At 64.6% G+C, this 25,567-nt stretch carries 26 protein-coding genes; 13 read left to right on the top strand and 13 right to left on the bottom strand.

Features of this window, described 5'->3' with window-relative positions; genetic code table 11:
- The first annotated feature begins 121 nt into the window (after positions 1-121).
- From AC1ZV1_RS19665 to queF, 5 genes are all read left to right on the top strand, one after another.
- Complete coding sequence (locus tag AC1ZV1_RS19665) at positions 122-253, top strand: co-regulatory protein PtrA N-terminal domain-containing protein (RefSeq protein WP_484293225.1); 132 nt, start codon at positions 122-124, stop codon at positions 251-253.
- A 171-nt stretch (positions 254-424) separates the two neighbouring features.
- On the top strand, positions 425-976 hold the full coding sequence (gene copI / locus AC1ZV1_RS19660) for a copper-resistant cuproprotein CopI (RefSeq protein WP_484293224.1): 552 nt from the start codon (positions 425-427) through the stop codon (positions 974-976).
- Between the two features lie 10 nt (positions 977-986).
- The gene (locus AC1ZV1_RS19655; protein ID WP_484293223.1) at positions 987-2,648 is read left to right on the top strand and encodes a copper resistance system multicopper oxidase; all 1,662 of its coding nucleotides are present in this window, start codon (positions 987-989) and stop codon (positions 2,646-2,648) included.
- 9 nt (positions 2,649-2,657) lie between these two features.
- A complete protein-coding gene (locus tag AC1ZV1_RS19650) occupies positions 2,658-3,365 on the top strand; it encodes a copper resistance protein B (RefSeq protein WP_484293222.1) in 708 nt (235 codons plus the stop codon).
- A gap of 139 nt (positions 3,366-3,504) precedes the next feature.
- Entirely contained in the window at positions 3,505-4,335 is an 831-nt protein-coding gene (queF, locus tag AC1ZV1_RS19645) for an NADPH-dependent 7-cyano-7-deazaguanine reductase QueF (RefSeq protein ID WP_484293221.1), read from the top strand.
- 84 nt (positions 4,336-4,419) lie between these two features.
- On the opposite strand, the gene AC1ZV1_RS19640 is transcribed toward queF, so the two are convergent.
- The 3 genes from AC1ZV1_RS19640 to pcrP form a co-directional block, all read right to left on the bottom strand.
- Entirely contained in the window at positions 4,420-4,683 is a 264-nt protein-coding gene (locus tag AC1ZV1_RS19640; protein ID WP_484293220.1) for a DUF4404 family protein, read from the bottom strand.
- 78 nt (positions 4,684-4,761) lie between these two features.
- Positions 4,762-5,343 carry a phosphonate degradation HD-domain oxygenase gene (locus AC1ZV1_RS19635; protein ID WP_484293219.1) on the bottom strand — a complete coding sequence of 194 codons (582 nt, stop codon included), beginning with the start codon at positions 5,341-5,343 and terminating at the stop codon, positions 4,762-4,764.
- Positions 5,340-6,083 carry an HAD superfamily inactivated hydrolase PcrP gene (gene pcrP, locus AC1ZV1_RS19630; RefSeq protein WP_484293218.1) on the bottom strand — a complete coding sequence of 248 codons (744 nt, stop codon included), beginning with the start codon at positions 6,081-6,083 and terminating at the stop codon, positions 5,340-5,342. The genes AC1ZV1_RS19635 and pcrP overlap by 4 nt, the downstream gene beginning before the upstream one ends.
- A 112-nt stretch (positions 6,084-6,195) precedes the next feature.
- Here pcrP and AC1ZV1_RS19625 point away from each other — a divergent pair, with 112 nt between their 5' ends.
- The 4 genes from AC1ZV1_RS19625 (at position 6,196) to rssC (ending at position 9,631) form a co-directional block, all read left to right on the top strand.
- Complete coding sequence (locus tag AC1ZV1_RS19625) at positions 6,196-6,912, top strand: UTRA domain-containing protein (protein ID WP_484293217.1); 717 nt, start codon at positions 6,196-6,198, stop codon at positions 6,910-6,912.
- 169 nt (positions 6,913-7,081) lie between these two features.
- On the top strand, positions 7,082-7,786 hold the full coding sequence (locus tag AC1ZV1_RS19620; RefSeq protein ID WP_484293216.1) for an MlaA family lipoprotein: 705 nt from the start codon (positions 7,082-7,084) through the stop codon (positions 7,784-7,786).
- Between the two features lie 181 nt (positions 7,787-7,967).
- Positions 7,968-9,152: a two-component system response regulator RssB gene (gene rssB / locus AC1ZV1_RS19615; RefSeq protein ID WP_484293215.1), complete on the top strand. Its 1,185-nt coding sequence runs from the start codon at positions 7,968-7,970 to the stop codon at positions 9,150-9,152.
- On the top strand, positions 9,149-9,631 hold the full coding sequence (rssC, locus tag AC1ZV1_RS19610; RefSeq protein WP_448681851.1) for an anti-sigma factor antagonist RssC: 483 nt from the start codon (positions 9,149-9,151) through the stop codon (positions 9,629-9,631). Before rssB ends, rssC begins: the two co-directional genes overlap by 4 nt.
- Positions 9,632-9,696: 65 nt before the next feature.
- On the opposite strand, the gene tal is transcribed toward rssC, so the two are convergent.
- The gene (gene tal, locus AC1ZV1_RS19605) at positions 9,697-10,617 is read right to left on the bottom strand and encodes a transaldolase (RefSeq protein WP_484293214.1); all 921 of its coding nucleotides are present in this window, start codon (positions 10,615-10,617) and stop codon (positions 9,697-9,699) included.
- A 62-nt stretch (positions 10,618-10,679) separates the two neighbouring features.
- Complete coding sequence (gene dusA / locus AC1ZV1_RS19600) at positions 10,680-11,681, bottom strand: tRNA dihydrouridine(20/20a) synthase DusA (protein ID WP_484293213.1); 1,002 nt, start codon at positions 11,679-11,681, stop codon at positions 10,680-10,682.
- A gap of 190 nt (positions 11,682-11,871) precedes the next feature.
- Here dusA and AC1ZV1_RS19595 point away from each other — a divergent pair, with 190 nt between their 5' ends.
- Positions 11,872-12,213 (top strand): hypothetical protein, encoded by a 342-nt coding sequence (locus tag AC1ZV1_RS19595; RefSeq protein ID WP_484293212.1) that lies wholly within the window; start codon positions 11,872-11,874, stop codon positions 12,211-12,213.
- Positions 12,214-12,277: 64 nt separating this feature from the next.
- A complete protein-coding gene (locus AC1ZV1_RS19590; protein ID WP_484293211.1) occupies positions 12,278-13,921 on the top strand; it encodes a methyl-accepting chemotaxis protein in 1,644 nt (547 codons plus the stop codon).
- 90 nt (positions 13,922-14,011) lie between these two features.
- On the opposite strand, the gene AC1ZV1_RS19585 is transcribed toward AC1ZV1_RS19590, so the two are convergent.
- From AC1ZV1_RS19585 to puuE, 5 genes are all read right to left on the bottom strand, one after another.
- A complete protein-coding gene (locus AC1ZV1_RS19585; RefSeq protein WP_413349600.1) occupies positions 14,012-15,358 on the bottom strand; it encodes a nucleobase:cation symporter-2 family protein in 1,347 nt (448 codons plus the stop codon).
- Between the two features lie 428 nt (positions 15,359-15,786).
- Complete coding sequence (locus AC1ZV1_RS19580; RefSeq protein ID WP_484293210.1) at positions 15,787-17,124, bottom strand: urate hydroxylase PuuD; 1,338 nt, start codon at positions 17,122-17,124, stop codon at positions 15,787-15,789.
- A gap of 53 nt (positions 17,125-17,177) precedes the next feature.
- Positions 17,178-17,684 (bottom strand): ureidoglycolate lyase, encoded by a 507-nt coding sequence (locus AC1ZV1_RS19575; RefSeq protein ID WP_484293209.1) that lies wholly within the window; start codon positions 17,682-17,684, stop codon positions 17,178-17,180.
- Positions 17,685-17,753: 69 nt separating this feature from the next.
- Complete coding sequence (uraD, locus tag AC1ZV1_RS19570) at positions 17,754-18,269, bottom strand: 2-oxo-4-hydroxy-4-carboxy-5-ureidoimidazoline decarboxylase (RefSeq protein ID WP_484293208.1); 516 nt, start codon at positions 18,267-18,269, stop codon at positions 17,754-17,756.
- Positions 18,266-19,201 (bottom strand): allantoinase PuuE, encoded by a 936-nt coding sequence (gene puuE, locus AC1ZV1_RS19565; RefSeq protein ID WP_484293207.1) that lies wholly within the window; start codon positions 19,199-19,201, stop codon positions 18,266-18,268. Before puuE ends, uraD begins: the two co-directional genes overlap by 4 nt.
- Positions 19,202-19,611: 410 nt before the next feature.
- On the opposite strand from puuE, the gene uraH reads away from it, so the two are divergent.
- Positions 19,612-19,965: a hydroxyisourate hydrolase gene (uraH, locus tag AC1ZV1_RS19560; RefSeq protein ID WP_484293206.1), complete on the top strand. Its 354-nt coding sequence runs from the start codon at positions 19,612-19,614 to the stop codon at positions 19,963-19,965.
- A gap of 405 nt (positions 19,966-20,370) precedes the next feature.
- Here uraH and AC1ZV1_RS19555 read toward each other — a convergent pair whose 3' ends face one another.
- Positions 20,371-21,717 (bottom strand): NCS2 family permease, encoded by a 1,347-nt coding sequence (locus AC1ZV1_RS19555; RefSeq protein WP_484293205.1) that lies wholly within the window; start codon positions 21,715-21,717, stop codon positions 20,371-20,373.
- Positions 21,718-22,112: 395 nt separating this feature from the next.
- On the opposite strand from AC1ZV1_RS19555, the gene AC1ZV1_RS19550 reads away from it, so the two are divergent.
- Positions 22,113-22,889, top strand: coding sequence for a GntR family transcriptional regulator (locus AC1ZV1_RS19550; protein WP_484293204.1), 777 nt, complete (start codon positions 22,113-22,115; stop codon positions 22,887-22,889).
- 146 nt (positions 22,890-23,035) lie between these two features.
- Here AC1ZV1_RS19550 and AC1ZV1_RS19545 read toward each other — a convergent pair whose 3' ends face one another.
- Both AC1ZV1_RS19545 and AC1ZV1_RS19540 read right to left on the bottom strand, forming a co-directional pair.
- Positions 23,036-24,493 (bottom strand): efflux transporter outer membrane subunit, encoded by a 1,458-nt coding sequence (locus AC1ZV1_RS19545; protein WP_484293203.1) that lies wholly within the window; start codon positions 24,491-24,493, stop codon positions 23,036-23,038.
- The gene (locus AC1ZV1_RS19540) at positions 24,490-25,557 is read right to left on the bottom strand and encodes an HlyD family secretion protein (protein ID WP_484293202.1); all 1,068 of its coding nucleotides are present in this window, start codon (positions 25,555-25,557) and stop codon (positions 24,490-24,492) included. Before AC1ZV1_RS19540 ends, AC1ZV1_RS19545 begins: the two co-directional genes overlap by 4 nt.
- Between the last annotated feature and the right edge of the window lie 10 nt (positions 25,558-25,567).

The raw sequence follows: 25,567 nt of genomic DNA, 5'->3' as shown, positions 1-25,567 counted from the left end.
TATCCCTTGTGGCGCTCGGGGCGCAGCTGTCATCAGGGTAATGGGGCGGTCAGCGAACTGACAGTGTCGGCGTTACAGACTGGCGGCCTGTTCATTTTCCAGCGCCATCGAGGAGCTCGCCATGCACCTGATCATCTCCACGCTCTTTGCCGTGCTGTTCTTCCCCGCCACGCCAGCCTGGGCTGACGGGGGAGGGGACATCAGCTTCCAGCGCATGCAGGAACAGGCCAGCACGGTGCGCCAGGCCTGTTGAGTCCGATTCATCGTGCTGCCCCTTGCCCGCCTTCGGCGGGCTTTTTTTCGCCTTCCTTATACCCTGCGCGGGGTGGGCCGGCGCCAAGCTGACAGAGTTGTAATCTTCCCGACAGGTAACCCTCAGCCGCCGGCAGCGACCATGGCCACAGTCCCCTACAGGAGAGTCGCCATGTTCCTGCGTCATCTGCTTCAAGCTTCCATCCTTGGTCTCGCCGTTGCCATCAGCCTGCCCGTCCTGGCCGATGCCGGGCATGCCTACGATTTCGGCAAGCCGGCGAAGGCCGCCCAGGCCACCCGCACCGTCGAGATCAAGCTGGGCGAGATGTTCTTCGAGCCGGAAAGCATCGACGTGAAGCCGGGCGAGACCGTGCGTTTCATCATCCACAACACCGGCAGCCTGCTGCATGAATTCAACCTGGGCAGCGCCGCCCTGCATGTCGGCCACCAGAAGGAAATGCAGCAGATGATGGACGCCGGAATGCTCACGCCCACCGGCATGCAGCACGACATGAGCCAGATGGATCACAGCAAGATGGGCCATGGCGACAAGCCGATGGGCCAGATGATGAAGCACGACGACCCCAACAGTGTGCTGGTCGAGCCGGGCAAGACCGCCGAGCTGACCTGGACCTTCAGCAAGACCACCAGCCTGGAGTTCGCCTGCAACATTCCGGGGCACTACCAGGCCGGCATGGTCGGCAAACTGACCGTCAAGCCCTGAGCGCGTCGCGATGATCCGCGCAAGGGAATGGGCTCTGGGGGCGCTGCTGCTGGCACCGTTGGCGGTCCAGGCGGGCGTGTATGACCTGACGATTGGCGAGGGCGAGCTGAACCTGTCCGACGGCGCCCGCAAGGCGCTCACGGTAAATGGCCGCACGCCCGCGCCCGAACTGCGTTTCAAGGAGGGCGAGGACGTCGAGTTGCGTGTCACCAACGCCCTTGATCGTGACACCTCGCTGCATTGGCACGGGCTGATCCTGCCCTATACCCAGGATGGCGTGCCGGGCATCAGCTTCCCCGGTATCAAGCCCGGCGAGACCTTCACCTACCGTTTCACCGTGAAACAGTCCGGCACCTACTGGTACCACGCCCACAGTGACTTCCAGGAGATCGAGGGGCTCTACGGCCCGCTGGTGATCGAGCCGAAGACACGCGAGCCCTACCGTTACGACCGCGAGTACACCCTGCTGCTGGCCGACTGGCACGACACCCGGCCGGAAACCGTGTTCGCCAACCTGAAGAAGCAGAGCGATTACTACAACCGCAACCAGCGCACCCTGGGCGACTTCATCGCCGATTCCAGCGCCAAGGGTTTCATGGCGACCCTGCGTGATCGCCTGGACTGGGGCGGCATGCGCATGGCGCCGACGGATATTGCCGACATCGCCGGCTTTCGTTTCCTGATCAATGGCCAGGACAGCGAGCAGAACTGGAGCGGCCTGTTCAAGCCCGGCGAGCGGCTGCGCCTGCGGATCATCAACGGCTCGGGCATGAGCTACTTCGACCTGCGCATCCCCGGCCTGAAGATGACTGTGGTGCAGGCCGATGGCAACGACGTGCAGCCCGTGACGGTGGACGAGCTGCGCATTGCCGTGGCCGAGACCTACGATGTGATCGTCCAGCCGCAGGAAGACCGTGCCTACACCTTCTTTGCCGAGGCCATGGATCGCAGCGGCTACGCCCGCGCCACCCTGACACCGCGCGCCGGGTTGCAGGCCGAGGTCCCTGCGCTGCGCGAGCGGCCACTGCTGACCATGGCCGACATGGGCATGAGCCACGGGGGCATGGATCACAGCGGCATGGCGATGGCGGGGCGGGGCGGAGACTCGAACGAGGCAGGCATGGCCGGCATGGACCATTCGCAGATGGCGGGCATGGATCACTCGGCCATGGCCGTGCCGAAGTCCGACTACGCGCCGGGCAGCGGCCTGACGCCACAGCCGGCGGAGCCGGGCAATCGCCTGCTGGTCTATGCGGACCTCAAGGCCATGCGCCCCTATGCCGACTACCGCGCGCCGGACCGCACCCTCTCATTCCGTCTGACCGGCAACATGGAGCGCTACTTCTGGTCCATCGACGGCAAGAAATACTCCGAGGCCGAGCCGATTCGCCTGACCTACGGCGAACGGGTGCGCATCCGCTTCGTCAACGACACCATGATGACCCACCCCATGCACCTGCACGGCATGTGGATGCAGCTGGACAAGGGCAACGGTCGCTTCAACCCGCTCAAGCACGTGGTCAGCGTGGCGCCGGGCAGCACCCTGGACGTCGACGTGCCCGCCGACGCCCTGGGTGAGTGGGCCTTCCACTGCCACCTGATCTACCACATGGCTGCCGGCATGATGCGCAAGGTCATCGTCGAGCCGGCTCCCGCCAGCGCCAGCCTCTGAGGAACCGCCATGAATCGCATAGCAACGGTGGCCTGCGCGGCAACCCTGGGCCTGGCCTTGCCCGCTGAAAGTGCCGAAATGGACGATATGCCCATGGGCTCGCTGCTGATCCAGCGCCTGGAAAGCCGCTTCCGCGGCAACGACCAGGCGCTGGGCTGGGAAGCCCAGGGCTGGTACGGCACTGACTACCAGAAGCTGCGCCTGAAGCTGGAAGGCGAGCGCGACGCTGGCGGCCCGACCAACGACAACGAGGTGCAACTGCTCTATCAGCGCATGGTGGCGGACTTCTGGGACTGGCAGGTGGGCGTGCGCCACGACGACCAGCCGGGACCGGCGCGCAGCTACGCGGTGCTGGGCATCCAGGGCCTGGCGCCGCAGTGGTTCGAGGTGGACGCCAACCTGTTCCTCAGCGAACGCGGCGATCCGTCGCTGCGCCTGGAGACCGAGTACGAGCTGTTGTTGACCCAGCGACTGATCCTCGAACCCTCCCTGGAGTACAACCTGGCGCTGGCCGATGACCGTGATATCGGCGTGGGCGCTGGCGGCAGCGAGCTGGAGGCGGGTCTGCGACTGCGCTACGAGCTGCGCCGGGAGTTCGCGCCGTATGTCGGTTACGTCTGGAGCAAGACCTATGGCCGTAGCGGCGATATCGCCCGCGCGGAAGGCGAGAGCGACGAGGAGGGCTACTGGGTCGCCGGCGTGCGGATGTGGTTCTGATAGCGCCATCCTACAAAGGCGCATGCTGGATACGTCGGAATATCCGGCTCGTCCGCCGCCTGCTGAAAGGGGCGGCGGATTTGTATACACTCGCCGCCTCGCGCCACCACCCGCATCGCCGATCCAGCAGGTCTTTCCCATGCAGCATCCCGCCGAACACTCGCCCCTGGGCAAATCCAGCGAATATGTCTCCACCTACGCGCCGGAACTGCTGTTCCCGATCTCCCGCACCACCAAGTGGGCGGAGCTGGGCCTGACCGCCGATACCCTGCCGTACCAGGGCGTGGACCTCTGGAACTGCTACGAGCTGTCCTGGCTGACCGCGTCGGGCAAGCCGGTGGTGGCCATCGGCGAGTTCTCGATCCCGGCACAGTCGCCGAACATCATCGAGTCCAAGTCCTTCAAGCTCTACCTCAACTCGCTGAACCAGACCGCCTTCGACAACCCTGATGCCGTGCGCGCGGTGATGGAGCGGGACCTGTCTGCCGCCGCCGGTGCGCCAGTGGGTGTGCGTGTGCGTGGCCTGGACGAAGTGGCGGCCGAAGGCGTCGCTGTCATCGACGGTACCTGCGTCGACGATCTGGATATCGCGGTACAGAGCTACGATCACCCGCGTCCGGAACTGCTGCGTTGTGACGACACCCGGCGCATCGACGAAGTCCTCTACAGTCACCTGCTCAAATCCAACTGCCCGGTCACCGGCCAGCCGGACTGGGGTACGCTGGTGGTCGAGTACAGCGGCCCGGCGCTGGATGCCGCGAGTCTGCTGGCCTATGTCGTTTCCTTCCGCCAGCACCAGGACTTCCATGAACAGTGCGTCGAGCGTATCTACCTCGACCTGCAACGCCTGCTGCAGCCGACCCGCCTGACCGTCTATGCGCGCTACGTGCGTCGTGGCGGGCTGGACATAAACCCCTATCGCAGCAGCGAGGCGGTGCAGCCGGACAATTGCCGCCTGGTGCGCCAGTAACGCTCGGCGCGCCTGCAAGACGCGGATACGAAAAACCCGGCCGAAGCCGGGTTTTTTCATGTCTGGAGAGACGAAAGGTCGAGTTCAGATGCCCATGTTCGCCAGGCTCTGCACGATGGAGCGCAGCGTGCCGGCCAGTGTCGGATGGCTCGCCTCGAAGCGCTCCACGGCCAGGTTGACGTTGTCCATCAGGGTCTCGTCGGCCAGCGCCTCTTCGTTGGCCAACTGCATCTCGATGTCCCTGATCAGGGCTTGCAGCGATTCGCGCTCTTCCGCGTTCAGCGGCGGCTGGCGTTCCAGCTGGTCGCGCAGGGCCTGGAGTTCTTCCTGGAGGCGTTGTGTCGGCATGGTGGTGTCCTTCTGCGGTACGTACCCAAAGATGGACCTCGTCCTACGGGGAAAAGGTCCATCGCCATGCCCTTGAGCTTAACTCGCCGCGCGCACCCTTGCCTGATGCCGATCAACGCGCAGGAGGCGGTCGATCAGTGGGAAGAAGTGTTCCAGCTCCGGCGTGCGCATGGCCGGGTCCTTGCCCAGGTCATCCAGACGGCGCAGGGTCAGTGCGTCCTGGGAGAAGGGGGCGCTGAGGAAGGCATTGGCGCCGCGCTCATCGAACGGCCCGCCCTGCAGCGCCAGGCTCTGCCGCGACGCCCAGGACAGGCCGGCGTGGTAGGCCGGATCGACCGCGCAGAGGTAGCGCTTGGCGGCCACGTGCAGACGGATCGGCTGCCAGACCGAATCGGGCAGCAGTTCGCGCAGCAGATTGGCGCCGAACTCCTCGTGGCGCTGGTCCTGTTCATCGATCAGCTGCGGGTCTTCATAAAGGTGGCCGATATCGTGGAGCAGGGCGGCGATCACCAGGCTGTCGGAACAACCGGCGCGTTCGGCCAGGGTGGCGCATTGCAGCGCGTGCTCGGCCTGGCTGACGGCTTCGCCATAAGGCTCGGCGCCGTGGCTGGCGAAGCGCTCGGCCAGCTCGTCGAGGAAGCGGTGGCGCTCGTGCTTCATGGCTTTTCTCCTTTCAGGCGGCGGCCGGCGATGTCCTGCAGGCAGGAGTCCAGCTCGCCCAGATGATCGATGACCGAATGCACGCCGAGGCGGTACAGGCCCAGCGTCGCCTGGGCACGCAGGCGATCACGGTCTAGGTTGCCAAGAGCGTCCCAGTCACCCGGCGCGTGGCCGCACAGGGGGCCGCTGGCCGCCAGGCCGATGGTCCAAAGGCCTGCATTCAGCCCGGCCTGGAGCAGACGAGGCTGGCCGCTGACCAGCACGCAGCCGTCCAGTAATGGAGTGCCAAGCTGCATCAGGGCCTGCCAGCAGGAGTCCGGTGCAGGCCATTGGCGCCCTGCGATTTCCAGGCCGGCGGCAAGGTGGTTGTCCAGGGCGGCAGACAGATGCAGGGCGGTGGCTCTGGGCAGTTCGTCGAGCCAGGCACAGGGCACGCCACGCTGGTGCAGCGCTTGCAGCGCATCCAGCGCGCCGGGCGTGGCTTCCGCGTGGGCCTGGGCGGCGGCGTCCAGGGCCGACTGGAAGCGATCGCGCTCCCGGTCATCGGCGCTGCGCCCCAGGGCCAGCTCCAGGGCTTCCTGCGGGGGCAGGGCGAGGGCGTTGGTCAGGCGTTCCGGCGGACAATCGGGACAGGTGCGTTGCAGGGCTACCGGCAGCGTCCTTGCGCCGAAGTCCACCAGATCGCCCGACAGTCCGAACAGCAGAGTCGTGAAGCGCGGAAGGTCGGCGGTCGCAGGCATGGTGGGCTTTTCTGATAGTTGGTCTAGGCCAGACTAGCGGGGCAATGTGACGGTCCGATGAAGTCCGCTGCGCTGCCGTTATAATCGCCGCGCCTCATTGTGGAAGATGCCCATGCCGGTCGATCCCATGCCCCATTACCTGCGCATTCGTGACCAACTGGCGCAGGACATCGCCAACGCCTCTCTGAGCCAACGACTGCCCGCCGAGCGCGAGCTGGCCGAGCGCTTCGGCTGCACCCGCGTCACCCTGCGCGAGGCGCTGCAGCAGCTGGAGACCGAAGGCGTGCTGTACCGCGAGAACCGCCGTGGCTGGTTTATCGCGCCGCCGCGCATCCGCTACAACCCGACGCGCACGACGGGGTTCATGGATTACGTCCAGGCCCAGGGGCGTGTGCCGCGTACCGAGGTGCTGCTGGCCGAGCGCCGCGCTGCGGGGCCTGCGCTGGCGCGACGCATGGCGCTGGCCGAAGAGGCCGAGGTGTTCCACATCCTGCGCCGCCGCTGGGTCGATGAGCGGCCGGTGATGCTGGAGGAAATCACCCTGGATGCCACGTGGTGCCCCGGAGTGCTGGACCACCCGCTGGATACCTCGCTTACCCGCGTGCTGCGTGACGCACTGGGATTGACCCTGTCGCGTTCCGAGCTGGCCATGCATTCCACGGCGCTGGCGGAGGGTCGGGCGATGCCGTTGCAGCTGACGCCCGGTTCACCGGGCCTCAAGGTGGAGCGCGCAAGCTTTGCCGAGGGTGGCCGGCTGGTGGAGTGGGATCAGGAGTTCTGGCGCTCCGATGCGCTGGAAATTGTCATCGAAGCACGGTATCCGGACTGAAGTGGCACTATGCTTTCAACTGGAAGCAAGCGAAACGGCGATCCACGGTTCTGAATCGAACTCCTGCGAGCGCGGTCCGGGTCTGCAAAACCGTTGCGCCTCTATATACTCTGCCCGCATAGCGGGGCCGCCATGGCTGGCCCGATTGACTTTCACTGGAGAATTTCCGATGCGCCCACTAGGCGTCCAATGGACGAAACGCTGCTTCAGCCTGCTCGCCGCTGCTGGCCTGGCCACCATTCCCTTCCTGGCGCAGGCCGCCAGCGAGGACGATCCGTGGGAAAGCATCAACCGTCCGATCTTCACCTTCAACGATACCCTGGACACCTATGCGCTCAAGCCGCTGGCCCAGGGGTACCAGTACGTCACCCCGAACGTCGTGCAGGATGGCGTGCACAACTTCTTCGGCAACATCGGTGACGTGAAGAACCTGGTCAACGATCTGCTGCAACTGAAGTTGCGCGACGCCGGCGTCGACACCAGTCGCCTGTTGTTCAACACCACCTTCGGCCTCGCCGGCTTCATCGATGTGGCGACCCACATGGGCCTGCGCCGCAACGACGAAGACTTCGGCCAGACTCTCGGCCACTGGGGGGTTGGCAGTGGCCCGTACGTGATGCTGCCGCTGCTGGGCCCGAGCACCCTGCGCGATGCGCCGGCGCTCATTCCGGACGCCTATACCGGCCCGTATCCGTACATCGACAATGTGCCGGTTCGCAACAGCATGCGGGCCGTGGACGTGGTCGACACCCGCGCCGACCTGCTCAAGTCCGAGAAGCTGATCAGTGGCGACAAGTACACGTTCATCCGCAACGCCTACTTGCAGAACCGCGAGTTCAAGGTCAAGGACGGCGAAGTCGAAGACGACTTCTGATCGGCGTTGCGCTTAGCGCGTTCCTGCCCTCCAGCCCGCGCCATTCGTGGTGCGGGCTGCGCCTGCTTGAACCCTTGAGCGGATGGGAGTAGTGTCTGCGCCTTGTCGCGACTGACCCGCGCCGCTGTTCCCTAGAATGAGCGCCAAACCACAACCCCGGCGCCGTTTGCCTGGATGACCCATGCACAAAGCCAGTGCCTCGCTGCTGATTATCGATGACGACGACGTCGTCCGCGAAAGCCTCGCCGCCTACCTGGAAGACAGCGGATTCAAGGTCACACAGGCCACCAATGGCCTGGAAGGCCTGAAAGTCTTCGAGCACGAACTCCCCGATCTGGTGATCTGCGATCTGCGCATGCCGCAGATGGACGGCCTGGAGCTGATCCGTCGTGTCAGCGAGATGGCCGTGGAAACCCCGGTGATCGTGCTGTCCGGTGCCGGTGTCATGAGCGACGCTGTCGAGGCATTGCGCCTGGGCGCCGCCGACTACCTGATCAAGCCGCTGGAAGACCTCGCCGTTCTGGAGCATTCAGTACGCCGTGCCCTGGATCGCGCCTTCCTGCGTTCGGAAAACCGCCGCTACCGCGAGAAGCTGGAAACCGCCAACCGCGAGCTGCAGGCCAGCCTGAACCTGCTCCAGGAAGACCAGAACGCCGGTCGCCAGGTGCAGATGAACATGCTGCCGGAGACGCCCTGGGATTCTGAAGGCCTGACCTTCGCCCACCAGATCATCCCGTCGCTGTACCTGTCGGGCGATTTCGTCGACTACTTCCGTGTGGATGCTCGCCGCATCGGTTTTTACCTGGCCGACGTTTCCGGGCATGGCGCGTCCTCCGCCTTCGTCACTGTGCTGCTGAAGTTCATGACCACGCGGCTGCTGTACGAATCCAAACGCAACGACATGTTGCCGGAATTCAAGCCGTCGGACGTGCTCGGCCACATCAATCGCGGGTTGATCAACTGCAACCTGGGCAAGCACGTGACCATGCTCGGCGGGGTGATCGACCTGGACACCGACCGTCTGACCTACAGTATCGGCGGCCACCTGCCGTTGCCTGTGCTTTATGTCGACGGCGAAGCTCGCTATCTGGAAGGCCGTGGCTTGCCGGTCGGGCTGTTCGACGAAGCGACTTACGAGGATCACGTCCTCGATCTGCCCAAGTCCTTCAGTCTTTCCCTGTTCTCGGACGGAATTCTCGACGTGCTCCCGGGAGCAACGCTGAAGGAAAAGGAGACGGCACTGCCCGAGCAGGTCGTTGCTGCCGGTGGAACCCTGGATGGCCTGCGCCAAGTCTTCGGGCTGGCCAAGTTGTCCGAGATGCCGGATGATATTGCCTTGCTGGTGTTGAGCAGGAACATTGCATGAGTACCGGTAAAATCCAGTTCGCCGAGCAGGATGGCTCATTTGTCCTGAAGTTCGTGGGCGAAGTCCGACTGACCCTGTGTTCGGCGCTGGATGCCACCATTGAAAAAATCTTCGCCGCGTTGAATTTCTCGGCGATCATCATCGATCTCACGGAAACCCAGAGTATCGACAGCACTACGCTCGGCTTGCTGGCGAAGTTGTCGATCCTCTCGCGGCAGAAGATCGGTCTGTTGCCCACGCTGGTCACCACCAACGCGGACATCACCCGTTTGCTGCAGTCGATGGGCTTCGATCAGGTGTTCAACATCGTCGATCGCCCGATTCCGTGCTCGGATTGCCTGACCGATCTGCCTCCCCAGGACCAGTCCGAGGAGGTGGTGCGCGGCAAGGTGCTCGAAGCCCACCGTATCCTCATGGGCCTGAACGAGACCAACCGCGAGGCCTTCCACGATCTGGTGAGCGCGCTAGAGCGCCACTGATTCGATGAGCCCTACTGCAAGCCGGCGCCCTGGGGCGCCGGTTTGCATTGGCTCGTCCACTGTTTTCAGCGGCTGGCGAGCAGCGCCTCGAGTTTCTCCTGGTCGCGGGCGAACAGGCGGATGCCTTCGGCCAGCTTTTCGGTGCCCATGGAGTCTTCGTTCATCTGCCAGCGGAAGGTGCTCTCGTCCAGCACCTGGCGCGCCTCGCCGCCGCCGGGTTGCAGCGTGCGCGGCAGCTCGCCCTGGCTGTCGGCCAGTTGCTGTAGCAGGTCCGGGCTGATGGTCAGGCGGTCACAGCCGGCGAGTTGCTCGATCTGCCCGAGGTTGCGGAAGCTGGCGCCCATCACCACGGTCTCGTAGCCGTTGGCCTTGTAGTAGCGATAGATGCGCGAGACGGACTGCACGCCGGGATCTTCCGCGCCTTCGTAGTCGCGATTGTTGGCCTTCTTGTACCAGTCGTAGATACGCCCGACGAAGGGCGAGATCAGGAACACACCGGCATCGGCGCATGCGGCGGCCTGGGCGAAGGAGAACAGCAGGGTCAGGTTGGTCTGGATGCCTTCTCGCTCGAGCTGTTCGGCGGCGCGGATGCCTTCCCAGGTGGAGGCGATCTTGATCAGCACGCGCTCGCGGCCAATGCCGTGCTGGTCGTACAGGTCGATCAGGCGGTGGGCGCGCTGCAGGGTCGCTTCGGTGTCGAAGGACAGGCGGGCGTCCACTTCGGTGGAGATGCGTCCCGGGATCACGCCCAGGATATCCTTGCCCACGGCGACAGCGAAGCGGTCGCAGGCGAGACCAGCGTCACCCTGTGCGCCTTCGGTGGCGCGGGCCAGGTGCTCGGTGTAGCGGGGCAGGGCGGCGGCCTTCAGCAGGAGCGACGGATTGGTGGTGGCATCCACCGGCTTCAGGCGGGCAATGGCGTCGAAATCGCCGGTATCGGCGACAACCGTGGTGTATTGCTTGAGTTGTTCCAGCTTGGAGGTCATGGCGCGTCTTCCGTAGAGAGTGCACCGACCTTACCCGAGGCCGGTGTGCCACTCAACGGGACTCAGTGACCGGCGAGAAGTTCGCCGGCCTGATCCAGCAGCGCCAGGGAATCCTTGGTCTTGTGCACGTCCACCGAGAGCAGCTGGCGGAAGCGACGCGCGCCCGGGAACCCCTGGGCCAGGCCGAGCACATGGCGAGTCACGTGATGCATTGCGCCGCCCTCGGCGATGTGTCGCTCGATGTAGGGGCGCATCCGTGCCAGGGCTTCGGCGCGGGTGATGGCCGGCTCCTGCGAGCCATACAGCGCGGCGTCCACCTGGGCCAGCAGGTAGGGGTTGTGATACGCCTCGCGGCCGAGCATCACGCCGTCGAACACCTGCAGGTGCTCGCGGCACTCCTCCAGGGTCTTGATGCCGCCGTTGAGAACGATCTCCAGTTCGGAGAAATCGCGCTTGAGCTGTGCAGCGATGTCGTAGCGCAGCGGCGGAATTTCACGGTTCTCCTTGGGCGACAGGCCTTCAAGGATGGCGATGCGCGCGTGCACGGTGAAGCTGCGACAGCCGGCGTCACGAACCTGGCCGACGAAGTCGCAGAGCGCTTCGTAGCTGTCGCGACCGTTGATGCCGATGCGATGCTTGACCGTTACCGGGATTGACACCGCATCGCGCATGGCCTTCACACAGTCCGCCACCAGCGCCGGGTGGCCCATCAGGCAGGCGCCGATCATGTTGTTCTGCACGCGGTCGCTGGGGCAGCCGACGTTCAGGTTCACCTCGTCGTAGCCTGCGGCTTCGGCCATCTTCGCGGCGGCTGCCAGGTCTGCTGGGTTGCTGCCGCCCAGTTGCAACGCCAGCGGGTGCTCGCACTCGTCGTGGCGCAGGAAGCGCGCGGCATCGCCATGCAGCAATGCGCCGGTGGTGACCATCTCGGTATAGAGCAGAGCGTGGCTGGACAGTTGGCGCAGGAAGAACCGGCAATGGCGGTCAGTCCAATCCATCATCGGCGCCACGGAGAAGCGGCGGGAGGGCTCGGGGCGCGTGGTAGTCGGTGTGGCAGTGGTCATCGGTACGTCGTAAATGGCTTCGCAAGGGGCGCGAATCGCTCGCGCCGGCGGAAAGGGCGGAGATTTTACCGGGGTTGCCGGTGCAGCGCACGAAAACTGGCGGGCGGTCTGTTGCCAGCGCACCTTGCTCAGGCGGTCATATCTGACACAACTGCTACCCTCTGGGTCTCTGATGGAAGGAGCTCATTCGATGAACCCCTTATTGTTGGCGCTTCCGCTGATCCTGCTGGCCGCGTGTTCCTCGCCGGGCGCGCTGAAGGAAGAGGCACCGGCGTTGCGGCTGGAGAGCGGCAAGTCGCCTTCGGTGTACATGACCTGCCTGTTGCCGAAATGGCAGTCGATACGTCCATCAGCGGCCGTGAAGGAAATCCGCTTCGGCTACCGACTGCTGATCCCGGCAGCATCGGGCGATACGGCCGAGGTGCTGCTGGAGACGACGGCGGCGGACAAGGGCAGTGAAGTCGTGCTCTATCGACGCAATGCGCCGAGCCCGGACGATGCGATCACGCTGGCTGCACGCAGCTGCCTGTAGCGACTCAAGCATCGCCTCGTCTACCACTAAGGAACGATAGCCGCCGCGTGGCGCAGGCGGCCTAATGGCTCTGACAAGAATAATCGGGCTCCCCGGCAGCGTGTCTGCGCTGCGTAGCGGTAGGGCCCGCCTGAAGAGAGCTGCCGCCATGGATATCGCGCGTCCGCGTATCGTCCTCATCCTTACCCTGCAGACTTGCGGCCTGGTGCTGCTGTTCATCGCCCAGGCGCTCGGCGGTTGGCCATTGTCGTTATGCCTGCTGCTTGCCGCAGTGCTGCTGTGGGGGCCCTGGTTCATTCGTGAGAGGGCCGCTCCGGCCAGTGCGCTGGCGGTGTTGCCGGATGTCGCTGAGTTGACGCGTGAACTGTCCCAGGGCACCAGCCGCAATGCGCTGTCCGCTGCCGGGGTGTCATTTTCGGTACAGCGCCTGGTGGAGAAGCTGGAGTCGCAGGTGGTGGCCGCCGAGCAGATCGTGGGCAGCGCCGAGGTGATGATCCATACCGAGCGTGCCACATCGAACCTGGCGCGCCAGGCGAAGGAGGCGGCGACGCTCGCCCGCGCCGGCAGCGATGCCGGGCGCAGCGAACTGCAGTCTGCCATTGAATGCATGCGCCAGTTGAGCCAGCGTGCCAGCGCCAGCCGCGCGCTGATCGAGACGCTGAACGCGCGCAGCGAGGATATCCAGCGCGTTACCCAGGTGATCCAGTCCATTGCCAGCCAGACCAACCTCCTGGCGCTCAATGCGGCTATCGAAGCGGCGCGGGCGGGCGAGCATGGTCGTGGTTTCGCGGTCGTCGCCGAGGAAGTTCGCGGGCTCGCGGGCCGCACCGCGGAGGCCACCGACGAGGTTGGGCAGATGGTCGAGGACATCCAGCGCCAGACCAGTGAAGTCGTGGAGCAGATTCGCCAGCTCACTGACGATCTTGGCCTGGGCGTCGGTCAGGTGGAGAGCACCGGCCGCCAATTGCAGGAGATCGCCGGGCTGGCCGCCACCGTGGAAACCCAGATCACCGAGATTGCCGAGGGCGCGGAGATCAACCGCAACCAGTTGGACAGCCTGTTCGCCGCCGTCGAGCAGGTGCGCGGCGACCTGCGCGTCAGCGATGAGCAGACCCACCGTCTGGCGGACGCCGCAGTCCAGCTGGAGACCCAGGCGGAAATGATCAGCGAGCGGCTGGCCGAAGTCGCGCTGGACGATTACCACCAGCGCATCTATGACCTCGCCCGCGCTGGTGCGCAGGCCATCGGTGCGCGTTTCGAGACGGATATCGACACCGGGCGCATCGGTCAGGATGACCTGTTCGATCGCGACTACCAGCCGATGCCTGGTACCCGTCCGCAGAAGTACCGCACGCGCTTCGACCGCTACACCGACGAGGTGCTGCCGCGCATCCAGGAGGACCTGCTGCAACGCCACGAAGGGCTGGTGTTCGCGATCGCCTGTACCGCCGAGGGTTACGTGCCGACGCACAACCAGGCGTTCAGCCATCCGCCGTGCGGCGACCTGCACGTGGATATGCTCAAGAGCCGCAGCAAGCGCCTGTTCAACGACCGCACCGGCGTGCGCTGTGGCAGCCACAACCAGCCCATGCTGCTGCAAACCTACTGCCGTGACACCGGCGAACTGATGCACGACCTGTCGGTGCCGATCTACGTGCGCGGACGCCAGTGGGGTGGGTTGCGCCTGGGTTACCGGCCGGAGGCCTGAGCCACGGAGCCGGATCGCAGGCGAAAAAAAGCCGCGAAGGAGTTGGACGCGGCTGGGTGCGGGCGTCCGGGAGACGCCCGCGAAAGGGGCTCAGTGATGCCCGCAGAGGGCGTCGCGGCCATGCTCGCCGAGGATGTTGAACAGAATGTTCAGCACCACGGCCCAGATCGCGGTCATTGCGATGCCGCTATGAGTGATCGGCTCCATCCACTGGGGCAGGGCAGCGAAGAAGTCCGGACGCACCACCGGTACCATTCCCATGCCAATGCTCACCGCCACCAGCAGTTGATTGCGGCGATCAACGATGTCCGCTTCATGGAGGATGCGGATGCCGCTGGCGGCGACCATACCGAACATGGCGATACCGGCGCCGCCCAGTACGGCCGGCGGAATCGAGGCGACCAGGAAGGCGGCCTTGGGCAGCAGCGACAGGGCGATCAGGAACAGCGCGGCGGCGGCGGTGACGTAGCGGCTGCGTACACCGGTCATCTGTACCAGGCCGATGTTCTGGGCAAACGAGGAGTGGGTGAAGGTATTCATGAAGCCGGCGACGAACGAGGCGCTGGCGTCGCACAGCAGGCCACGGCGCAAGCGGTTGGGGCAGATCTCGGTCTCGGTGATCTTGCCCAGGGCGAGGAACATGCCGGTGGACTCGACGAAGATGATCACCACGACCAGACACATGGACAGCACCGGCGCGAGATGGAATTCCGGTGCCCCGAAATGCAGCGGGGTGACCACGTCGAACCAGGGGCGCTGCTCGATGCCGTCCAGGCTCACCATGCCCATGCTGGCGCCGATGATGTAGCCCAGCAGCATGCCGATCAGAACCGAAACGTTGACCCAGAAGCCTTTCAGGAAACGGTTGATCAGCAGGATCACCGCCAGCACGAAGGACGACAGGGCGAGGTATTCGATGGCGCCGAAGTTGGCGGCGGCCTTTCCACCGCCGGCCCAGTTGATCGCCACCGGGAACAGGCACATGCCGATGGACGTGATCACGGTGCCGGTCACCAGCGGCGGGAAGAAACGCACGATGCGGCTCATGAACGGCGCGATGAGCATGCCGAAGAAGCCCGCGGCGATAGTCGCACCGAAGATGCCGGTCATGCCCACGCCGGGCATTCCGGCCATGGCCACCATGCTGCCGACGGCAGCGAAGCTGGCGCCCATCATCACTGGCATGCGGATGCCCACCGGGCCAATGCCGAGCGATTGCACGAGCGTGGCGATGCCGGCAACCAGCAGGTCGGCGTTGATCAGGAAGGCGATTTCTTCGCGGGAGAGACCGGCGGCCTGGCCGACGATCAGCGGAACGGCGACGGCGCCGCCATACATCAGGAGAACGTGCTGGAAGCCGACCAGCAGCAGTTGCAGCAAGGGCAAACGCTGGTCGACGGGCGAGCCGGTATGGGAGCGCTCAGTTACCACGGACATGCAACACCTCGGTTTTTATTGTTGTCAGTCGCTGGTTGTCGGGCGGGCACGACAACCGGGAAGTACTGGCCGATCTCACCCCCGGGGCCGAGCGGGTGAAGCGGTGCGGGACTTTATATCTTTGATGTGTATTACGTTCAATCGATTTTTGTATACAACTCGTCGGTCACGTTTTGTCTCCATGGTGCTGCATGGCTCTAGGCCGCATGTTTCCTGGGTTTGGTATTTATGTAGCCATTGGTCGAGTGGACTACATTTTTTGTTTCCGCGCTGGAGGCTGTTGCAGGAGCACGCCCTGCGCGTGATCCTGGGCAGGGCATGCTCCGGCAGAGGAAATCCTTGCCATGCGGGTCACGAGCAGACCTGTGTTTCTTGTAGGCATAAAAAAACCGCACCCGAAGGTGCGGTTTTCTGGCCGTGCCGCAGGCTCAATTAACCTGGGCGCCCTTGGATATCCAGTCTCCGACGAGCTTGCGCTCTTCCGGGGTCATCTGGGTGATGTTGCCCAGCGGCATGACCTGCGACGCCACGGCCTGCGCCTGGATGCGCGGGGCGAGCTGCTGGATCTGCTGCGGGGTGTCGAACATCACGCCAGCCGGTGCGGTGCTGAACAGGTTGCTGGTCGGCTTGGCCGAGTGGCATACGGCGCAACGCTCCTGGATAACGTGGTGGACCTTGTCGAAGCCTTCGGTCGAACTTCCAGCGGTGGACGCCTGGGCCGGAGCAGCCTGAGCCTGCTGGGCGGCGGCAGCCTTGGCGGCTTCCTCGTCCTTGGCGCGCTCGGCCGGCGTCTTGCCGCCAACGGCGGTTTCCGGCAGCGGCTGATACTCCACCTTCGCCGGCTGGGCGCTGGCGGTGTTGTCAGTGCTGGGGAAGTTCGGACCGGTGACGAAGGCCAGGGCGATCATGCCGACTGCGCCTGCGGGCAGCGCCCAGGCCATGCCGTTGCCCTCGTGGCGGGTGTTGAAGTAGTGACGCACGATCACCGCCAGCGCCGCGATGCAGGTCAGGATCAGCCAGTTGTAGTGGCTGCCGTAAGTGCTCGGGAAGTGGTTGCTGATCATGATGAACAGCACCGGCAGGGTGAAGTAGTTGTTGTGGCGCGAACGCAGCAGGCCCTTGGCCGGCAGTACCGGGTCGGGCTCGCGGCCTTCCTCGATGGCCTTAACCAGCGCGCGCTGGGCCGGCATGATCACGCGGAACACGTTGCCCACCATGATGGTGCCGATGATGGCGCCCACGTGCAGGTACGCACCGCGACCGCTGAACACCTGGCTGAGCAGGTAGGCGGCGAGGACCAGCAGGCCGAACAGGATGGCGCCGAGCAGGGCAGGTTTCTTGCCCAGCGGGGAGTCGCACAGGGTGCTGTAGACGAACCAGCCGGCGATCAGCGAGCCGATGCCGATGGCCACGGCGGCGGCCGGAGCCAGGTCGCTGCCCGGGGCGATCAGGTACAGGGTCGGGTTCAGGTAGAACACGATGGTCAGCAGGCAGACACCCGACATCCAGGTGGAGTAGGCCTCCCATTTGAACCAGTGCAGGTTGTCCGGCATTTTCGGCGGGGCGAGCTTGTACTTCTCCAGGTGGTAGATGCCGCCACCATGGATCGCCCAGAGGTCACCGGAAAGCCCCTCGCGCGGGTTGGCGCGGTTGAGGTTGTTTTCCAGCCAGACGAAGTAGAACGAGGCGCCGATCCACGCGATACCCACGATCATGTGGACCCAGCGGACCAGCAGGTTCAGCCATTCGATGAGATGTGCTTCCACAGTTTTTTACCTCTTGCCCGGGTGCCGCCGTCGCGGCAGGCGGGCCTCTCTTATTAGTTTGATTGGGGGTCGAGGAGGAGCTGTTCGTCCTCGGTGAAGAAATGCTCGTCGCAGTTGTTGCCAGAACCGCTGCGATCGACCACCAGGAAGTCATCCCGCTTTTCGATCGTCAGCACCGGGTGGTGCCAGACGCCGCGGTGGTAATTGACGCCCTGCTTGCCGTTGGACAGGAAAGCGCGGACGAGACCCGATACAGGTACATCGCCAACTGGCGCGACCACGATCAGAAATGGGTTGCCGAGCAGCGGAATGAACGCCTGGCTGCCCTGCGGGTGACGTTCCAGCATGCGGATGCGCAAGGGCATCTCCAGGGACTCGGCGCTGAAGATGCTGATGATCGCCTTGTCATCGGGCTGCGCCGTTTCGACGGTGGCAAGCTTGTGATAACGGCGGGTGGAACCGTTGTTGATCATGAAGAAATCACTGCCTTCGGTCTCGATGACATCACCGAACGGTGCGAAGGCTTCTTTGGTCAACGGCTCGATCTTCAGGGTACGCATGGCTGGTCTTCTTATATCGTTGTTCGCAAGAACCCCCTTCCCAGGGAAGGGGAATGAAGGTCCGCTTGTTCAGAGTTGCTGCAGGCGGAACATCGCGATCTTGTTGATCTCCGCCAGAGCGGTCTGGAACTCCTGCTCCGGCGTGTTGTGGATGCGCTCTTCGAACGCGGCCAGGATCTGGTGGCGGTTGCTGCCCTTCACTGCCTTGATGAAGGGAAAGCCGAACTTGGCCTTGTAGGCGTCGTTGAGTTCGGTGAAGCGGGCGAACTCCTCGGCGGTGCAGTCCTGGATGCCGGCACCGGCCTGTTCGGCGGTACTGGAGGCGGTCAGCTCGCCACGGATCGCGGCCTTGCCGGCGAGATCCGGGTGGGCGTTGATCAGTGCCAGTTGCGCGTCGTGGCTGGCGGACAGGAGGATGTCGGCCATGCGCTGATGCAGCAGTTCGATGTCGTTCAGGGTGTCGTCGACACCGAGGTCGTAGGCTTTCTCGGCGACCCACGGAGAGTGCTCGTAGATGTCGGCGAAGGCGGCGACGAAGGCTGCGCGGTCGAGGCTGGCCGGGGCCAGGGTCTGGAATCGGCTCATGCCTTGTGCTCCTGCGCTTTGAACGGGTGGTTCTCGTGCCAGTGTTTGGCGATGTCGACGCGGCGGGTGATCCACACCTTCTCGTGACCTTTAACGTACTGGATGAAACGCTCCAGCGAGGCCATACGCGCCGGACGGCCGAGCAGGCGGCAGTGCATGCCGATGGAGAGCATCTTTGGCGCGCCTTCGGCACCTTCGGCGTAGAGCACGTCGAAAGCGTCTTTCAGGTACTCGAAGAAGTCGTCGCCCTTGTTGAAGCCCTGCACCTGGGTGAAGCGCATGTCGTTGGTGTCCAGGGTGTAGGGGATCACCAGGTGCGGCTTCTCGGCGGTGCTCGCCGGGTCCCAGTAGGGCAGGTCATCGTCGTAGGTGTCGGAGTCGTAGAGGAAGTTGCCGTCTTCGCGAACGATGCGGCGGGTATTCGGGCCCAGGCGACCGGTGTACCAGCCCTGCGGGCGCTGGCCGGTCAGCTCGGTGAGAATGCGCACGGCTTCGAACATGTGTTCGCGTTCCTGCGCTTCGTCCATGTACTGGTAGTCGATCCAGCGGTAGCCGTGGCTGCAGATCTCATGGCCGTCGGCGACCATCTGACGGATCGCCTCGGGATGGCGCTGGGCGGCCATGGCCACGGCGAACACGGTCAGCGGCAGGTCGTACTTGCGGAACAGTTTCAGCAGGCGCCATACGCCGGCGCGGCTGCCGTACTCGTACAGCGACTCCATGCACATGTTGCGCTCGCCCTTGAGCGGCTGAGCGGCCACCATCTCGGAGAGGAAGGCTTCGGATTCGGCGTCGCCGTGAAGGATGTTGCGCTCGCCGCCTTCCTCATAGTTGAGGACGAAGGACAGGGCGATGCGCGCATCGTTCGGCCAGTGCGGATGGGGGATGTTGTTGCCGTAACCGATCAGGTCGCGTGGGTAGTCAGCGCTCACTGCAGTGTTCCTTCTTGTGGTTGGCGGTCGGCGCCGGGTCGGTGGACTGTGCGCTGCCGTTGATGGGCGTATTGTATACAAAATGTGGAGTGGTCTGTAAATACAATCTGCGCAACGGTCGTTTCACTCCGTCCGTCGCCGGTCAATCAGGCCTGGATGCCTGGTGTGCCCTGTTATGGCGCGCCACGGTGCGCGCTATCGGGCAGTTTGGTACCCGGGTGCCGAGTAGGAAGGCAGGGGCTTTTTGCAGGGTTGAATTACTTTTTTGTATACAATCAACCGCGCTGCTGGGTATATTCCTTCAACCAAACGTACCTGCGGAGGCCCTGTAATGGCGCTCCGCCCATTCGCATCAACAAGACAGAGGAGGAAGGTGTCGGCCGGCTTTGCCGCAGGACACCGATAAGCCCATGGGACGCCTGACCACCCACGTACTGGATTCCGCCCACGGCTGCCCTGGCCATGGCATCACGATCGAGCTGTACCGCGTCGAAGGCCAGCAACTGGAGCTGATCACCACCCGCGTGACCAACGACGATGGCCGCTGCGACGAGCCGCTGCTGCAGGGCGATGACTTCCGCGCTGGTGTCTACCAACTGCTGTTCAATGCGGGCGACTACTACCGCGCCCGTGGCGTCGAACTGCCCCAGCCGGCGTTCCTCGACCAGGTCGTGCTGCGTTTCGGGATCGCTTCGGAAAGCGACCACTACCATGTACCGCTGCTGATTTCCCCCTACAGCTACTCCACCTATCGCGGCAGCTAGTCCCCGCCCATAGGTCTTCCCAGACTCTTCGTGGAGTCTTCCTCAGCCCGCCCACACTGCGGGCTTTTTTTTGCCTGCCATTTGTGTTGGTCGCCCTGGCTGCCGGTGAAGAGGGTCTGGTCGGGCTGTACTGGATCGACGGCGGGAGAGGCTCACGCCGTGAACCGGGTCCTGCTTGTCGGATGGCCATTGCTGGACCGGGTGAATGAGATCGGGAGCGCGATGGGGGCCGTCTGATGAACGCCAGTCCAGCACTCCTGCGCAGTACTTGCCGGTGACGCTGCCGGTGCTCGATCACCCTGGGCCGGATGGTCCTGGCAGGCACTGCTCGCCAGCCCGTGTGGCCGCTGGAAAACAGAAGGCCCCGGCTATCGCCGGGGCCTTCTGCATCACGAGGAGAGTGACTCAGAGGAAGATGAACTTGGCCACGAAGATGGCGCACAGCGCGTACAGGCTGATGGTCACGTCCTTGTGGCGGCCGGTGAAGACCTTCATCGCCACGTAGGTCACGAAGCCCAGGGCGATACCGTCGGCGACCGAGAAGGTCAGCGGCATCATGATCACGGTGACGATGGCCGGAATGGTCTCGGTGTGCTCGTTCCAGTCGATGTGGGCCATGCCGCCCATCATCAGCATGGCGACGTAGATCAGGGCGCCGGCGGTGGCGTAGGCGGGGATCATGCCGGCCAGCGGGGCGAAGAACATCGCTGCGACGAACAGCACGCCCACCACCACGGCGGTCAGGCCGGTGCGGCCGCCGGCGGCGACGCCTGCGGCGCTTTCCACGTAGCTGGTCACCGGCGGTACGCCGAGCACTGCGCCGAAGGCACTGGAGGTGCTGTCAGCCTTCATCGCCTTGGACAGGTTCTCGATGCGGCCGTCTTCACGGACCAGGTGCGCCCGCTGGGCAACGCCCATCAGGGTGCCGGCGGTGTCGAACATGTGCACGAAGAGGAAGGCCAGGATCACGCTGATCATGGTGACGTTGAACGCACCGGAAATATCCATGGCCAGGAAGGTCGGCGCCAGGCTCGGCGGCATGGAGAACACGCCGCCGAACTTGACGATACCCAGGGCGATACCGGCGACGGTGACAGTGAGGATGCTGATCAGGATGCCGCCGAACACGCGGCGGTATTCCAGTACCGCGATCATCAGGAAGCAGATGGCGGCGAGCAGCGGGCCGGGGCTGGTCAGGTCGCCCAGGTGAACCAGGGTGGCAGGGCTGGCGACCACGATGCCGGCGGTCTTCAGGCCGATCAGCCCGAGGAACAGGCCGACGCCGGCGCCCATGGCGAAGCGTAGGCTGACCGGAATGCTGTTGAGCAGCCATTCGCGGATACGCGAGAAGGTCAGGATCATGAAGGCGATGCCGGAGATGAACACCGCGCCCAGCGCGATCTCCCAGCTGTAGTTCATGGTCTTGACCACGGTGTAGGTGAAGAAGGCGTTGAGGCCCATGCCCGGCGCGAGGCCAACCGGCCAGTTGGCGTACAGGCCCATCAGGAAGCAGCCGAGCGCTGCGGCGAGACAGGTCGCGACGAAAGCGGCGCCGTGGTCGATGCCCGCGTCGGCCATGATGTTGGGGTTGACGAAGATGATGTACGCCATGGTGATGAAGGTCGTGAGACCCGCGGCGAGCTCGGTCTTCACGGTGGTGCCATGCTGGCTGAGCTTGAACAGGCGTTCGAGCAGGCCGGTAGCAGGCGGGCTGGTTGCAAAGGCTTGTTGTTCTTGTTTGGTGCTTTCCACAGCGGTACTCCTCAACGCTCTTGTTGTTGGTCCCTTGCCGTCGGCTGGTTCACCTGCGTCCCTTGCGCTAACGGAAAGAGTTGTGAGGGTGTGAATGTTGACCTTTGGGTCAGGAAGTCACGCCGCGATTATGCAGTTGTGTACAAAAAGTTCAAATAATGTTTCGTGTGTTGCTGAAAGATTTTTACAAGCAAAGCGTCGGAATGGTCGCACGCTGATCTTCCCCAAGCTCCTGCGCCGCGCGGCCTTGGGGTTGATGACGAGTCGCTCGCGACGGCTGCACGATAGTGGCCACTTTGTGTACACTGTGCCCCATGCCTGGCCCGCGGCCAGCTTCACTTAAGCCCCCACGGATTTCGCGCCGGTTCAACCCGGCTGAGCAGGGTTCGACTCCGATGACCGACCAGTTGCAACAGATCAGGAAGCAGCCGCGCAATGGCAAGAGCCGCAGCGGCACTCAGGACGAGATCGTCTACGCGCACATCTTCGACGCCATCCTCGAGCAGCGCCTGGCGCCCGGTACCAAGCTGAGCGAAGAAGCCCTCGGTGAAATTTTCGGCGTCAGCCGCACCATCATCCGCCGCGCGCTGTCGCGCCTGGCCCACGAGCAGGTCGTCCTGCTGCGCCCCAACCGTGGCGCCGTGGTGGCCAGCCCGAGCATCGACGAAGCGCGGCAGATCCTCTTCGCCCGCCGCACCGTCGAGCGCGCGATCACCGAACTGGCCGTGGACAACGCCAGCAGCGATACCCTTGCCGAACTGCGCGACATGGTAAAGCAGGAGCAATCCAGCTTCGCCCGTGGCGACCGTGGCGCCGGCATCCGCCTCTCCGGCGAATTCCATCTGAAGCTCGCCGAGATGGCGAAGAATGCGCCGCTGGTGGTCTTCCAGCGCAGCCTGGTATCGCAGACCTCGCTGATCATCGCCCAGTACGAAAGCGGCGGCCGCTCGCACTGCTCGTTCGACGAGCACAACGAGATCCTCGACGCCATCGAGAAGGGCGACAAGGAAAAGGCCGTGACCCTGATGATGCATCACATGGCCCACATCGACGATAAGCTGAACCTGGACGTGGACGGCGCCTCCGGCGACCTGCACGCGGTGTTCTCGCACCTGCTGGCCGGCAAGAAGAAGCCGCGCCGCAGCAAGGCAGACGCCGACTCGGCGGCTTGATCTTCGAGACAGCAAAAAGCCCCGCGGATGCGGGGCTTTTTCGTTTCAGCACGGATAGCTCTTTTCCTTTGTAGGAGCGAGCTTGCTCGCGAACGCACGTCACCATCAGGTATCGGCGTGAATCAGGTTCGCGAACAAGCTCGCTCCTACAGGCTTTGGGCGCTCTCCTCGGTCTGCTGCCAGCCGCCACCCAGGGATTTGTAGAGCAGCACCAGGGTGGTCGCCACGGCCTCGCGGCTACGCACCTGCTGCTCCTCGGTGGCCAGCAGTTCGCGCTGGGCGCTGAGCACATTGAGGAAGTCCACGGCGCCCGCTTTGTACTGCTCGCGGGCGTTGTCCAGGGCGGTACGGCCGTGTTCGGCTGCTGCATCGAGGCTGGCGAGGCGACGCTGGTCGGCGGCGTAGTCGGTGAGTGCGTCGTCCACTTCGCGCCAGGCGTTGAGCACGGTGCGGCGGTAGGCGATGGCCGATTCCTGCTGCTGTGCTTCACGCAGGGCGAGCATGCCCTTCAGGCGGCCGCCCTCGAAGATCGGCAGTGACAGGCTCGGGCCGATGCCGAAGGTGCGGCTGTTCCAGTCACCAAAGTTGGACAGTTGCAGCGCCTGGAAACCGAAGCTGCCGTTGAGGCTGATGCGCGGGTAGAAGTCCGCCTTGGCCACGCCGATGCTGGCGGTGGCAGCGTGCAGCGCAGCTTCGGCGCGGCGGATGTCCGGGCGGCGCTGGGCCAGCTCGGAGGGCAGGCCGACTGGCACGCCACGCGGCGGTTGCGCTACGGGCCTGGCCTGGGCGAGTTCGGCTTGCAGTGCGCCGGGCGCTTCGCCAAGCAAGTAACCCAGGGCGTTGATCAGCCGCGCCTGACGCTTCTGGCTGTCAGGCAGGCGTGCCTCGATGCTGGCGACCTGGGTCAGTGCTTCGGCGACGTCCAGTTCGGTGGCGACACCATCGGAGCGGCGCAGGCGGGTCAGCTCCAGGCTGCGCTGGGCGATCTCCAGGTTGCCGCGGATGATGGCTTCCAGGTCCTGTTCGGCACGCAGTTGCAGGTAGTTGCGCGCGGTCTCCGCAAGCACCGAGACCAGCACGTCGCGGCGGCTTTCCGCGGTGGCCTGGACATCGGCGTCGGCCGCTTCCAGCTCGCGGCGCACACGGCCCCAGAAGTCCAGTTCCCAGGACAGGTCGAAGCCGCCGTCGAGCTGGTTGAAGCTGTCCTTGCCGGCTTTGCCGGACGGATCGCTCAGGCCGACCTCGCTGTTGCGTTTGCGCTGGTAGCCCAGGTCCGCGCCGACGTTGGGCACGGCGTCACCGCCCAGCGCCTGGCGGATCGCCCGACTCTGCTGCAGGCGTGCATCGGCTTCGCGCAGGTCCAGGTTGGCATCCGCCACGCGGCGTTGCAGGTCATTGAGCTGCGGGTCGCGCAGCAGCGTCCACCACTGCGCTTCCATCGGCGCATCAAGTGTCTGGCTGGGCGCTTCACCACGATGGGCGGACCAGCTCACCGCGTCGGCCTCATTCGGCCGCTGGAAGTCCGGGCCCACGCTGCAGGCACTGAGAGTCAGCAGGCTGAGGCCCGCCAGCAACAGGAAAGGGGGCGTGCGTGCGGCGATCATTGCACGGCCACCGTCTGCTCATCGCTGGCGTGCTTGCCAGTGTCGATGCGGGCGATCACCGACATGCCCACACGTAGCCTGTCGCGCAGCGGCTGGTCGGGGTCGAGGACAATCTTCACCGGGATGCGCTGGACGATCTTGGTGAAGTTGCCGGTGGCATTGTCCGGGGCGATCGGCGCGAAGCTCAGGCCGGTGGCCGGGGCGATGCTGTCGACGTGGCCGTGCAGCGTCTCGCCGGGGAAGGTGTCGATGCTGATCGCCACGCGCTGTCCGGGCTGCACGTCGGTCAGTTGGGTCTCCTGGAAGTTGCCGACCACATAGGCGTCCTGCAGGGGGACGACGGCGAGCAACGCATTGCCCGGCGTGGTGTAGGCGCCGACGCGTACGGCACGGCGGCCGACCATGCCGTCGAAGGGGGCGCGGATCTCGGTGTACGACAGGTTCAGCTGCGCCTGCTGCAGTTGCGCCTGGCCACGCTTCAGCGCGCCGAGAACCTCGGCCTGCTGGGCGAGCAGCACGTCGAGCTGCTTGCGGGAGGCAAGGGCGGCGGCCTTGTCCTTGTCCAGCACGGCTTTCGCCGAGTCGACGCGCGAGCGTGCTTGCTGGGCATTCTGCAGCGTGCCGGCGCCTTGGGTGGCGAGGTGCTGGTAGCGATTCAATTCCTGCGCGGCAAAGGTCAGAGCGGCCTGGTCGGCCTGTACCTGGGCGGCGGTCTGGGCGATCACCGCCTGCTGGCGCTCGAGGTCGGCGGCGACGTGGTGATGACGCGCCTCGGCGGCCAGCACATCGGCCTCGGCGGCATCCAGTGCGGCGCGATAGTCACGCGCATCGATGCGCACCAGGACCTGGCCGGCCTTCACCGGCTGGTTGTCTTCCACCAGCACGTCCTCGATGAAGCCGGCGACTTTCGGCGCCACCAGGGTGAAATCGGCATGGACGTAGGCGTCGTCGGTACTCTGCTCGCGGGTGGGACCCAGCAGGCGCAGCAGCAGGTAGATGACAAGGGCGAACAGCAGCACGGCGACCAGGGCCAGACTGCCGCGACGGGAGCTCAGTTTCGACATGGGCAGACCT

Source organism: Pseudomonas sp. BB438 (assembly GCF_057180225.1).
This window is presented reverse-complemented; position numbering and strand designations above follow the sequence as displayed.